Annotated in this window: 10 protein-coding genes and 1 pseudogene; 1 reads left to right on the top strand and 10 read right to left on the bottom strand. The window is 64.0% G+C overall.

All coding sequences use genetic code 11. The features are described from left to right. Positions 1–93 precede the first annotated feature (93 nt). Positions 94–831 (top strand): PAQR family membrane homeostasis protein TrhA, encoded by a 738-nt coding sequence (trhA, locus tag FHU37_RS15305; RefSeq protein ID WP_179814731.1) that lies wholly within the window; start codon positions 94–96, stop codon positions 829–831. Positions 832–954: 123 nt separating this feature from the next. Here trhA and FHU37_RS15300 read toward each other — a convergent pair. From FHU37_RS15300 to FHU37_RS15255, 10 genes and pseudogenes are all read right to left on the bottom strand, one after another. Continuing rightward, a pseudogene (locus tag FHU37_RS15300) lies at positions 955–2307 on the bottom strand (thioredoxin domain-containing protein); the annotation flags it as partial. A gap of 173 nt (positions 2308–2480) precedes the next feature. Then, a complete protein-coding gene (locus FHU37_RS15295; RefSeq protein ID WP_179814730.1) occupies positions 2481–2828 on the bottom strand; it encodes a hypothetical protein in 348 nt (115 codons plus the stop codon). Positions 2829–3774: 946 nt separating this feature from the next. After that, positions 3775–4227 (bottom strand): deoxycytidylate deaminase, encoded by a 453-nt coding sequence (locus FHU37_RS15290; RefSeq protein ID WP_179814729.1) that lies wholly within the window; start codon positions 4225–4227, stop codon positions 3775–3777. Positions 4228–4451: 224 nt separating this feature from the next. After that, the gene (gene thyX / locus FHU37_RS15285; RefSeq protein WP_179814728.1) at positions 4452–5153 is read right to left on the bottom strand and encodes an FAD-dependent thymidylate synthase; all 702 of its coding nucleotides are present in this window, start codon (positions 5151–5153) and stop codon (positions 4452–4454) included. Positions 5154–5395: 242 nt separating this feature from the next. Further along, complete coding sequence (locus FHU37_RS15280) at positions 5396–5602, bottom strand: hypothetical protein (RefSeq protein ID WP_179814727.1); 207 nt, start codon at positions 5600–5602, stop codon at positions 5396–5398. Continuing rightward, the gene (locus FHU37_RS15275; protein WP_179814726.1) at positions 5599–5958 is read right to left on the bottom strand and encodes a hypothetical protein; all 360 of its coding nucleotides are present in this window, start codon (positions 5956–5958) and stop codon (positions 5599–5601) included. Before FHU37_RS15275 ends, FHU37_RS15280 begins: the two co-directional genes overlap by 4 nt. A 66-nt stretch (positions 5959–6024) precedes the next feature. Further along, the gene (locus FHU37_RS29550; protein ID WP_179814725.1) at positions 6025–6288 is read right to left on the bottom strand and encodes an HNH endonuclease; all 264 of its coding nucleotides are present in this window, start codon (positions 6286–6288) and stop codon (positions 6025–6027) included. Then, positions 6288–7202 carry a sigma factor gene (locus FHU37_RS15265; protein WP_179814724.1) on the bottom strand — a complete coding sequence of 305 codons (915 nt, stop codon included), beginning with the start codon at positions 7200–7202 and terminating at the stop codon, positions 6288–6290. The genes FHU37_RS29550 and FHU37_RS15265 overlap by 1 nt, the downstream gene beginning before the upstream one ends. 525 nt (positions 7203–7727) lie before the next feature. Next, positions 7728–9584: a DNA polymerase gene (locus FHU37_RS15260; RefSeq protein WP_179814723.1), complete on the bottom strand. Its 1857-nt coding sequence runs from the start codon at positions 9582–9584 to the stop codon at positions 7728–7730. A gap of 180 nt (positions 9585–9764) precedes the next feature. Then, entirely contained in the window at positions 9765–12200 is a 2436-nt protein-coding gene (locus FHU37_RS15255) for a phage/plasmid primase, P4 family (protein ID WP_179814722.1), read from the bottom strand. Positions 12201–12226 lie beyond the last annotated feature (26 nt).

Genomic DNA, 12226 nt, shown 5'->3' with positions numbered 1-12226 from the left:
CGGGGCGTCGGGAACTGACGCCCCGTCCGACACTGTGACCGACGACACCTCGCGCTGCCCCGAAACCTACGCGTGCGTAGGTACCCTGAGGCTATGACTGCGGAGGAACCACAGACGAGCGGCGCTGTCCACACCGCCGCCGCCGGCGCGGCGCAAGCGGCCCGGGGGGCCGCGGCGGCGGCCCGCGACGTGGCCCGGGAGGTCAAGCCCAAGCTGCGCGGCTGGTTGCACGCGGGCATGTTCCCCGCGTCGCTGGTGGCAGGCATCGTGCTGATCTGTCTGGCGGACACCACGACCGAGCGGATCGCCTGCGCGGTCTACTCGGTCACCGCCTGGATGCTGTTCGGCATCAGCGCGCTGTACCACCGGGGCAACTGGGGTCCCCGGGCCAACGCCGTGCTGCGGCGGCTGGACCACTCCAACATCTTCCTGATCATCGCCGGCACCTACACGCCGCTGACGATCATCCTGTTGGACGGCGCCCGGGGGCAGTTGCTGCTGTGGATGGTGTGGGTGGGTGCCCTGGTCGGCATCGCCTTCCGGGTCTTCTGGGTGGGCGCCCCGCGCTGGCTCTACACCCCCTGCTACCTGGCGCTCGGCTGGGCGGCCGTCTTCTTCCTGCCGGACTTCATGCGTGCCGGCGGCATCGCGGTGATGGTGCTGGTGATCGTCGGCGGCGTGCTGTACAGCGTGGGCGGCGTGATCTACGGCCTGAAGAAGCCGAACCCCTCCCCGCGCTGGTTCGGCTTCCACGAGGTGTTCCACGCCTTCACCCTCGCCGCCTTCGCCGCCCACTACGTCGGCATATCGCTGGCCGCCTATTCCAGCTGACGGGCGAGCAGGCGTTCGGCTGACGCCCCGCCGGTTCTGCGACGACGCCGCCGCCCGGCCGGTCCACGAGACCGGCCGGGCGGCGGCGTTCGTGTGCGTCCCGGCCCGAGGCGACCGCCGGCCTCACTCGGCCGCGGCGACGCTCCCGACCGCCCCCACCTGCGCGGCGAGCTCCGCCGGGTCGGACGTCGGCAGCCGGCAGGTGAAGCCGCGGCAGACGTACGCGGCGGGGCGCCCCTGGAGCAGCGGGCGGTCACGCAGCAGCGGCACCGCCGGCTCCCCCGCCGGGTCCCCGACCGCCACCACGGCCCCCGGGGCGGTCCCCAGCAGGGCCGTGCGCCGCAGCCGGCCGGTCAGCTCGTCCTCGGCCGGGCCCACCACGGCGATCTCCCGCGGACCGTCCAGCAGCGCCTCCGCCACCGCCAGCCCCCAGCCGATGTGGCGCGGGGCGCGCGCGCCCAGCGCCCGCACGATCCCCAGGGCCCGCTCCACCGCGTCGCGGTGCGGCTGGGACCCGGTGTAGGCGGAGTAGGACAGCAGCGCCCCGGCGGCGGCCGTCCAGCCCGAGGGGGTGGCGGTGTCGGTCGGGTCCTGCGGGCGGCGGAACAGCCGGGGGGCGTCGTCGGCGGTGTCGTGGAAGCCGCCGCTGTCGGGGTCCGAGAACCGGGTGAGGACGACGTCGAGCAGCACGCCGGCGAGGGTCAGCCAGGCGTCGTCGGAGGTGGCGGCGTACAGGGCGAGGAAGCCCTCGGCGACGTCCGCGTAGTCCTCCAGCACGCCCTCCCCGGGCCCGGGGCGGCCGTCCCGCGAGGTGCGCACCAGCCGCCAGGCCCGCGCGGCACCGGGCGGAGTGGCCGTCGCGCCGGCCGTCGCGCCGCCCGGCGTGCCGCCCGAGGGCACCGCGCCCAGGTGCACCGACAGCAGCACGTCGGCCGCGGAGACGGCGGCCTCCACCAGGTCGGGCCGCTCGAAGAGCACCCCCGCGTCGGCCAGGGCGGCGATGGCGAGCCCGTTCCAGGCCGCCACCACCTTGTCGTCCCGTTCCGGCGCCGGACGGCGGACCCGCGCGGCCAGCAGCGCGGCCCGCGTCCGGGCGAAGCGCTCCGGGTCCGCAGCGGCGGCCTCCGGGTCGGCGAGCCGCAGCACGGAGGTGCCGTGCTCGAAGGTGCCCTCGGCGGTCACCCCGAAGACCTCGGCGGCCCACCGGCCGTCCCGCTCGCCCAGCACCTCCTCCAGCTGGCGCGGGGTCCACACGTAGTGGGCGCCCTCGGCGGGGCGGCCGTGCTCGTCGGGGCTGTCGGCGTCCAGCGCGGAGGCGAACGCGCCCTGCGGGGTGCGCAGGTCCCTCAGCAGGAACTCGGCGACGTCCAGGGCGACGCTCCGGGCCCACGGCGCCCCGGTGGCCCGCCACAGGTGGGCGTAGGCGCGCAGCAGCAGCGCGTTGTCGTAGAGCATCTTCTCGAAGTGCGTTGTCACAGGACCATGAGAATGACCTGCACAAACACAGCAACCCCCCTGTCGCGAACCAGGGGGGTTGCCGCTTGTGATGTCAGTCACTCGCGTCGATGGTACACCAGGTGGATGCCCTCTCCGGCCCGGGTGTGTACGGGGGGTTCGGACCAGGCCGGAGAGGGCGGCTTGACGGGGCGTCAGTCGTCTGTGATCTTCCGGTACAGCTCGACTTCCGCCGCTACCTTCTCGTGCAGGTCAGCCCACGTATAGGCCACCACGGTCTGTGAGAGCGTCTGCTGCTCGTCCGTACCCGGCTTGTACGGGGGCAGATTGGCTGCCAGATATGGCGCCACCGCGTACCAGTAGCCTTCCACGGCCGGGTCCGCCTTGGAGAAGAAGGCGGTCCACCCGGCTGGTAGATCATCAGTGCATGTCGCCCGGCGACGCTTCTTCTTACGAGTCGTCGCCTGTCCCGGGCGCGCACACTCCGCATCCGAGTCAAGCGACCTTCTCAGCGCGGTGGTCGCGCTGTCCGCTTGGGTCATTCTGGTGTTGTCCTGTCCGGTCTTGCGTCCGGCCCTGCGTCGGACACTGTGACAAGACTAACTAGCCTGCTGAGTGATTGTCACCCTCTTCGCGTACCTCGTACGTGGTATGTCCGACGGTCGCCGACGACCCGCCCGACGCCAGATGGTCGGCAGCCTCAGACGCGCTTTCGGATAGGGCAGCCTTACCTAGGTGTGCCCAGCCTTCTGCCGATTCCTTCAGCTCCGACACAAGATCAGTTCGGCGCCCGCTCTTGCGCATTGGTGGAAGTCCCATGCCACGCACTGTACCCCTACGCAGCATGCCGAATTTCCCTCTCAGCCGCACCGAAGTGGTACGGAAGGAAAAGGTGCCCGGTCACTTCCCAGTAGCGACGGACAGCGGCATCCCATGTGCACCACGGGTCACCATCCGCGAGATACCGCGCCGCCACTCCTGACCACGCCCACTGATGCCGACACAGCACCATCCCAGTCACGGGCCCGTAGGCAGTCACACAGAACCGCGCCGCCTCAGTGGCGCGCACAAGGCGTCCGAGCATCCGCCCGTAGGTCAGCACCACAGCAGTGGCTTCGCGGGCCGTGTAGGCGTATTCTCTGGCGATCACGCCCGGGAATCTCGGATGCTCGCCCCATGTCCACCCGCCACCCTCTAGAGGCGCTGGGATCGTGATCTTGATTTCACAGGTCGGCACAGGCTCTTGATCATCATAAAAGAGCGTCACCTAGCCACCCCCACAGCGCACCGATATGCGTCCGGAAGTCCTCCCAGGGGGAAGGTTTCGCTCCGGATGTAAAGGAAATGTAATCCTCCCGTGGACATTCCACAATGCATAAGTTGTTTAGTTGCTCGAAGCAACCGTATAGACAAACGAAAAGGGACCCTCTCTTGCGAAAGGGTCCCTAGACGTTGCGCACCACATACGAACTTTCGTATGTGGCTGGACTACGGAGTTACCACCCGGCTGATACCGCACGCTCGGATAAGCGTCCAACAAGCCGGGCACGGTTCGCGGGTCACGTACAGAGTGGCACCCATGAGCTCACCCGGCGGCGTGTGCCTGATCGCGTTGCGCTCCGCGTGGTCTGCTACACAATTCGCGTAGTCACTATCAGGTACCGACGCCTCGGGACAGGGAAGCGAGTTCCCGCATGAGCACGAGTTGGAGTCGTAACCGTCCGCCGGAAGCTCGTGGTGGCGACCACGGGGACACGATCCGGCCGAGGCGCATCCCGGTACGCCGCTGGGTGCGCCGTTGTAGCCAGTCCCCCGAACCTCGTTGTTCGCGTTCACCAGGATGGCGCCCACTCGGGCCCGTGTGCAGTCCGCTCGGGTCGCTACCCACTCGGCGCCAGCGAGAAAGTACTCATCCCATCTCGGCCGGTCGAATTCCTTCAAGGCTTCACCTTCCGTGGGTACAACTCACTGCGCCACTCCCTACGCCAGAAACGCTCTTCTCGCCTACGGATCAGCCGCCGAAAGTCCGGACCCTTATCCCCTTCGTCGAGGTACATGTGCGGGATGATCCTGCTGCTTGCGCTGACCCCCTTACTGCGTCGTCGGTGCCAGCGCACCCGACCTGTTCCGGGCACAGGCTGAGAAGTACGGGCAAAGGTCACAGGTCACGCCTCGCTTCCGTACGGAGCTTCAGGGATGTCCTGAACGCTTGATGGCGCGACCACGCGGAGACCATCGAGGACACGCCGGGCGAATTCCTGCATCTCTGCGTCGGCAGCCACGTGATGACGCTTGGCCAGCACATCTCGCCACGCTCGGAGATTTCCGGTGACGACCATGTCCACGGGGGCGGCGTTGGGCAGTACAGCGCGCGCGGCTTCGCGGGCAGCCTTGCGGCTCAACCCATCAGAGGTAAGGCGCTTCACCAGACCCTTGTACATCTCCACCGAAAAGGCGTACGCCTGCTGTACCGGAATCTCAGCGTTTCCCGTTAGCGCCGGGGGGATAACAGGGGCCGTGTCTTCGTAGTTAACATACCGCTGAGACACCACGCTGAAGCTGAGATGCCGGTGGCGCGTCAGCTCTGTGAGCAGCGACCGCGACACCCCTCGCACCAGGAAGGTCACCGACGCGTGCTCCATGACGCTGAAGTGGCCCTGCCGGATGATGTTGGCGAGATACGTCTCGTTCTCAGCCGTGGCAGCGTTGGGCCGATCGAAAGACTTGTAGCAGATGCGACCCGCGAACTCGCCGAGCGCATCGGCGTCTGTGACAGAAGACCCGTCTTCGATTCCGGTGCTGTAGTTGTACGCGAACGCCGGAAGCATGTTGCGCATGTACGTCGTCGCCAGAATCTCGACCTTCATTGCGTACCCTCTCATCCCAGAGGCGGACCACATACGACCTTTGGTATGTGGTCCGCCTCTACCCGTTACCTAGCAGCCTTGCTCACAGGCCAGAAAGCGCGCCAGCTGGAGTACATCCTCAGGCTCGGCGCTCCTGTTCCTTCCCGACTGCTCTAGAAGCTTCACCGCCACGCGGTAGATCTCTGCTCTGTCGGCTACTACCTCAGCCCACGTGATCCCGTCGCTCGATGCATCGATCTGAGTCATGAGCGCGGCCGTCCGTCCCTACACACGCGACTGAATCGCTCGATGTCTTCTGCGAACAGACTCTGTATCAGCGAAGCCGCCTCGGTCCCCTCCTTGACGACTACGCTGATCACCTCACCGCTCGGGTTCAGCGTCTCGAATTCGGTGCGCTCGGCATGCCGGGTGGTGCGCACCTGAAAGCCGCCCGCAAGTCGGTAAATCACTCGCCCTCCCATGGCTCTGTGCCGACGCGTTCGGCATCCAGATACGACATGACTACCTGTCCGCGCTTTCCGATTCGCGCCTTGTCCGTCGGCACTTCGTAGAGGCCGATGACAAATCCGCTGTCGCGTAGCGCGTCGATCCACCCGTCAAACCACGCGCGCAGACTTTCCAGAGAATCCAGTCCGCACACTTCACTCGGTTGCACGGTGTACAACTTGGGGTCCCATTGCGGAATCGGGTGGTCGTCGTCGGCGTGCTCCCACCCCATTTGGTCAAGCGCCTTGGGTAGCGGGTCGATCCGGTACGGACCGGCTGGGCATCCGAGCCCATCGATGGTGTGTTCCCTGTGCTCCACTCGCCACACTCGCACGTGCTCTCTCCTCACGTGTCTTCTTCACTCCGGGTCTAGGGAGTCGATCGCCTAGAAGGTCGACGCCCACTCGGCGAGCGTCTTGCTTCCCTTCCTGTAGTTGCAGTCGGCGCATGCTGGCAGCACGTTAGCCAGCACGTCTCGGCCACCCCTGCTGACGGGCTGTACGTGGTCTAGGTGGACCGCTGGGGCAGCGCAGTAGGCGCACTGGCCACCCCAGCGGGAGAAGACCTCCGAGCGGCTGTACGGGGCCCCTGGGGCCCTTCGGCGCCGGTTCTGTTGGTACAGCCGGGTGAAGTCGTACCTGCTGCGCACTACTTACGGCCGCCAGCCGACAAGTTCACGGCAGCCGCCTCGGTCAGCTCCTTCGCCTCAGCCTCGGTCTTGGCCACAAGCTTGATCCACCGCTTAGCGAAAGCCTTGAGTCCCTTAGAGCGTGCGTCCCGGACCTTCGCCACCGTGGTGCCCAGCTCCTCCGCCAATCCTTCGTCGTCGCCATCGGCGCCATGGCCGTAGTAGGTGGCGCCAGCAATGCCGAAAGAGTGGCAAAGCACATCCCGCTGCATTTGACCCATATCGCCCAGAACCCTCCGGACCATCGCTCGCTTGATTCGCGACTCCTCACGCGTCACGTCGTCAGCAGTGATGAGGTCTTCCGGAATCCCAATTGTGCTGGCCAGCACACCGTTCATGGTCGTTTCGTAAGCCCACTCGTAGTTGTCTCCGGTTGCTATAAAGAACGGCCGATCGAGAGACACAGTGCACTGCCAAGCCATTCGAGCCGCGTTTGCCCGGTCCGCGCTGAGTCGTCGGCCCTTCGGCGGCACTGTCCGGGACAGCTTCTCGGCAAGGTAGACATCACCTCCGGCCTGATCCAGCATCGACGCAAACACCTTAATGGCATCGTGGTCGGTGCCCGTTGCACCCAGCGTTTCGCTGCGCACAGCGTCAAGAAGCACGCTCTCCACCGTGCGGTAGACGAATCCGAAAAACGCGTCGACGCTGTCACCAGCAAAGCGACCAATAGCGTCCCACACGGCAATGCGCGCCACCTGTGTGAATTCGTCGCAGTAGGTGTGGAAGCGGTGCCCATCCATGGATATCCGGCGAGCGGCCTTAGCAGCCGCCTTTTCGATCTGCTGATCAGTGGCTCGGATCACTACTGCGACCGCTTCGAGGTCGTTGTCCTGGGCGGCGCGAACATGCTCGATGGTCAGCGTGTCGGTCACGGTGGTTCCCTCCGGGTTGGCTGGACTCACGCATGTCGAGTGAGTCGATCGCCCGGAGGGGTTAGCCGAAGAGGCCGGATCTTCTATGACCTACGTCACACCCGTTTTTAGGCAAGGGTGTGCTAAGGCGCAGAGGCATGAGGACGCAGTTGGCTAACCCCTCGATCGGGCGGGGGTTGCGCTGGTCCGAAGATCCGGCCGGAACCTTCGACTTCGCTGAGCTGAGTAGACGCCGGTTTTGGTATGTGGTCAAGGCACTTCAGCGGTATCTGATGCCTGTTAGACCTCTACTCGGCAGGGCTGGTTGCCGTGGGTTCCAAGGCGAAACCAAGCTCATACCTTCGATTGACAGGAATCGGCGAGTCCGCACCCGAAGCACGTACCACCGTTACCGGTTCAGCACCTTCGACACCCTGTCAGCTCATCTGTGCGAAAAAATCTTGGAAGTGGTCACATACGAAAGTTGGTATGTGACTCACCGTGGCATCTTCTGACACGGTGAGTCACATACCAAAGTGGTCAAGATCACTCGCTGGCGCCGTACAGGCTCCCCCACGAGCGCTTGCCGACTTCAGCCTCAGCTTCGATCGGGACGCCGTACAGGTCGAAGGTCATGCAACGCTCAATCTCGCGCGCGAAGTCCGTCGCTTCCTTCGCAGGTACGGAGCACAACACTTCGTCATGGATCGGTAGCCGCATGTAGTCCAGCAGTCCGGCTTCTTCGAGGTGCAGGAGGGACTGGCCCAAGCAGTCGCGGGCAGCGCTCTGGCACGCGTAGTTGACCACTGCGTACATCCGGTCACGGTCTAGCGGGAGCTGCCGACCGGTCACCGACACGTGTACCAAGCCAGTCTCGTACGCCTCACGCTGCCAGCGAGCGGACGCGCGACGGATTTCCGGGTATAGCCGGTCATAAGCTGCGAGTGCCCTCCGAACTTCCTCCATAGGAGCACCGGTCTGGCGCTGGATTGTGGCAGCTCCACCGCCATACACCTTTCCGAAGGCAATGCCCTTGGAAATTTTGCGGTGCTTGGGAGTGAAGTCAGGTCCGAAGACCAGTCGAGCAGTGAAGCTGTGCAGGTCCTCACCCGCCCGAATTGCTTCCTTCATTCTCTTGACATCTGCCAGTGCAGCGAGAACGCGTAGCTCAACGGCCTTGAAATCCGTGGACACCATAACGTGCCCCTCCTCAGCCAGTAGGCATCGGCGGATCATTTGGTCCGAGCTAGGAAGGGTCTGAAGCGCCGGTCGAGTCACAGACATACGGGCCGTGCGCGCTTGCATGGAGTTGATGAAGGGGTGGACACGGCCGTCGGCATCGACTACGTCAAGAAACGTCTGGGTGTAAGTCGATCTCCACTTACCGGCCCGCTTACTCTTGATGATCGCTTCGGCGAGCGGATTCGGCGTGCGAAGATTCAGCCGGGCGCCCGTCTGGAAGTCAAGGTCGGCAAACCGGTGCAGTACGGCCTTGTCGACCTTCAGCGCGCCATTCGCTGTTACCTCATCCTTACTCCACTCCTCCCCCATACCTAGGAGCGCTTCTCGAATCTGTGCGGGCGCGTTCACGTTGGTCACGCCGTAGCGAAGCGCCAGAGATTCGTAATGAGACGCCTCAAACCCAAGCCGGTCGTTCAGCGCACGGGTGTATTCCGTGTCGAGAATCATGCCCATTCGCTGCATGACAGCGCAGATACGCGCTATCTCATGCTCAAACCGCACCAGCTTTGACCTGACACCTAGTGCGGACAACTCAGCGTCAAGGCAGGGGTTCAGGCGTGCAGTCAAGATGACATCGAGTCCCGCGTACAAGTTGTACGTGGGGTGGTCCAGCGGAATACCGGCCCATCCGGTCGCCTTGGTCAAGCCCAGAGAGCGAAACACAGATGTTAGGTCCCCCTGAGTGTCCGGAGCCTTGGGATCGACATACCACGCCGACAGAGGCTTGAGCCCGGTCCCCCGTCCACCTTCCTGCGGCTGCCTCGGGTCGATCAGACCAGCCTTAAGGCGCGTATCTGTCGTCTTCGGCGCAAGCCTCTCAATAGGCACCCCAACATGCCGGTCGACCACGCACCAGTCGAACGGAGCATTATGGATCAGAAGCTCATCGATCCATTCCAGAGCCGCGCGTACAGCGTGCTGGAAGCGCCCACCGCGCTCATAGTGGATGACCCATGCTGTGTGTCGGTCTCCGAACTGGACGGTTCGCAGACGATATCCCGCGCTGAAGATATCCAGCCCGGTTGTTTCCGTGTCCAGCGCTATCGGTCCGCGCTTGCTGGCGACCCGGTACCATGCCTCGAAAGCGCGCAAGTCTTCGTCGGTTTCCGGCACGCGTACCGTGATGCGATCACCAGAGATCGCGTAGTCGTATACCCTCACTTCGCCCCCTTGTGGGAACACGAAGAGGGGACCACATACCAACTTTCGTATGTGGTCCCCTCTGATGGTGTCGTGCTAGTAGGTGTCAATCACGTGTGCGACTAGCAACACATACAGACCTAGTGCCGCGATGACACATGTAGCGATGATGATGTACAGGACCCACAACCAGCGCTCCATCTAGTCACTCCCGAAGATACCCGGACCGCCACCCCTGAGGGCCGGGTCCGCCAGTCTCACGCCGACAAGCGCCATGCCACGGCTCACGCGAGTGCGAGTAATCCCCCGCTCCCCCATGGCTTCGTAGAACGCGCGGCGAGACCACACTTCCTTACCGGGCAGCCCTTCGGCCTCGCACCAGTCTCGGTACGCCGTGTAAGCGTCCGCTCCGTCCATGCGTGCCGACTCGTCACGAACCAGAACGCCAGGAAAAAAGCCAGCAAGCGCATCGCTGGTTTCCTTGTACTCCGTCGTGGCCTTAGTGATCACTGCGGGATCTTGCAGCCCTGAGGCGTACCACTGAACAGCGCCGCGAACGGCCCATGCGGCGATGCCCTCAGCTTCGGCTTCTAGCTTTGCGTCCAGACTGTAATCACGCTCATGCGGCGCGAACCACCGCTCGAACGCAATCATCTTGACCCTGCGCCACAGTCCTTCGTCCTGGCCTCGGAACTTTGGCTTGTGGTTCGTCGCCAACATCAGAAGGAAGCTAGGCTTGAACTCGAAGAATTCCTGCCGTAGGAACCGCGCCGCAATCATGTCCTTTCCGGTCACCCGCTTGAGCACCGCTTCGCTCATTGGCTTGCCGGATTCGCCCTCCGAGGCCATTACCAGTCGACTCCCGCGCAACATGGCAATGTCGTTCGGGATGCCGCCCGACGGCTTCTCTTCGAACGTAGCGAAGGGAGTGGTCTGGCTGATGGGCCGGAACACCTTGTAAAGCGTGTCGGTGAAGACGGACTTACCGTTAGCGCCCTTACCCCACAGGACAGCGAAGCACTGCTCATCGGTGCATCCTGTTATGCCGTACCCGATAAGCCGCTGAAGATAGGCAGGCATTTCCGGACGGCCCGGCATGATCTCTTCGAGGAAGGCTTCCCAGCGCGGACACTGCGCACTCGCATCGTAATTGACGCTAAGGCAGTACGTAAGCATGTCGTCCTTGCTGTGGGGGCGAAGCTCCCCCGTCCTCAGGTCGATCGTGCCGTTTCGGAAGCTGAGAAGATGCGGCCGGTTGTCGAATTCGGCAGCGTCCACGTACACCGTGGGAACGCTTCGAAGCTCGGTCATAAGGTCGTTGATGCGCGTAGTCATGGTGAAACCGCGCGCTTCCTTGACCTTCCCGGCTAGCACCAGGGCGGCGCCCATGCGGTGAATTTCCTGCCGAACCTTGACTTCGGACCGCTCCCACGTCCTACCGTTCCACACGTAGAAGCCTAGACCCGGCGCGTACTTGATACGACCGTCAGACCAAGCTACGAGCGCGTGCGCGTTCATGGCGTCAGTGTCGCCGTACCGCTCCAATAGACCCGCAAGGATACGCGCCGCATCGTGCCCTTGATCACGTGTGACCATGTCGGCCCCGGTCGCTTCGCTCAGCTCCTCGCTGACAGCTTCTGCCTGAGCCTCAGCCGCCTGCTTGACCGGCACAGCGGCCTTGACGGCCCTGTGAAGGTGCTCCGGGAAGCTGGACGGATCAGCCTCGCGCCAATCCGTGAGGTCTGTCTTAGGGCCGAAATCCGGAATACGGAGCTGGTACACGTCGATGCCGTACGGCTTGAGACCTTCGGCTAGCGACTGATTGAAGCGCAGTCCGGCTTCGTCGTTGTCTCCACACGCGATGACCTGAGTGCCCTTGACCCCTTCGGCAATCTCAGCGAGAAGATCCGGATTACCGGCTAGGGCAGCGCCTCGGACCATGACCACGTCGTACCCCACCGACACGCCTGTGAGGCCGTCTCCGGGCCCTTCAGTCACCAGGGTGACTCCGTACCCACCCTGCCCTCTGAAGACGCCGTAGGGGGCCCACCGGAACCCCTCAGGGTTCATCAACGACACCCATCGGCCCGGACACTTGCCGGACAGGTCACGCCCCTGCAAGCCACGCGGGACACCCCGGAAGTCGTACAGCGGCACGGTCAGCCGGGGATACGCCTTGAAGGTGCGCGACAGATATTCGAAGCTGTAGCCGTCGCCGGGGTCGTACCCAAGACCCATCTCGTAAGCAAGCTCGGAGCCGACACCAAACCGTTCGAGTGCATAGAGTTCAGCCACGTACGCACCTTCACCGCCCGCCCGTAGCTCATCCCGCGTAGCGTCGACGTAGTTGGCCAGCGCTGCTATGTGCGTTATACCGACCATCGATGGGCGCCCCTTGGGTACGGTATTCCCCTCGCCCTCAACGTCGAAAAGGTCGACCCATTCCAGCCGAACCTTGCTGATGATGACCCTTGTGGCACACCCGGCCCGACAGGTGAGACGCACCTTGTTGTCCTCGCCGCGCCATATTCGAAGCGATGGGCGTGTGTCGCAGTGAGCTGGGCACAGCGCGGTGTACCCACCGTCTCCATGCTCGCTCACTTCGGAGAATCGGTTCAAGATGTCCAAGAACTTCATATACACCCTTCAAAGCGAGCGACTGT

The sequence above is a fragment of the Allostreptomyces psammosilenae genome, assembly GCF_013407765.1.
Lineage (GTDB): Bacteria > Actinomycetota > Actinomycetes > Streptomycetales > Streptomycetaceae > Allostreptomyces > Allostreptomyces psammosilenae.
The sequence above is the reverse complement of the archived record's forward strand: the minus strand, read 5'-3'. Positions and strand labels throughout refer to the sequence as shown.

Bases quoted from the DNA above. Each gene is read 5' to 3' on its own strand.
- trhA (WP_179814731.1), top strand. From the start codon at position 94: ATGACTGCGGAGGAACCACAGACGAGCGGCGCTGTCCACACCGCCGCC.
- thyX (WP_179814728.1), bottom strand. From the start codon at position 5,153: ATGAAGGTCGAGATTCTGGCGACGACGTACATGCGCAACATGCTTCCG.
- FHU37_RS15295 (WP_179814730.1), bottom strand. From the start codon at position 2,828: ATGACCCAAGCGGACAGCGCGACCACCGCGCTGAGAAGGTCGCTTGAC.
- FHU37_RS15255 (WP_179814722.1), bottom strand. From the start codon at position 12,200: ATGAAGTTCTTGGACATCTTGAACCGATTCTCCGAAGTGAGCGAGCAT.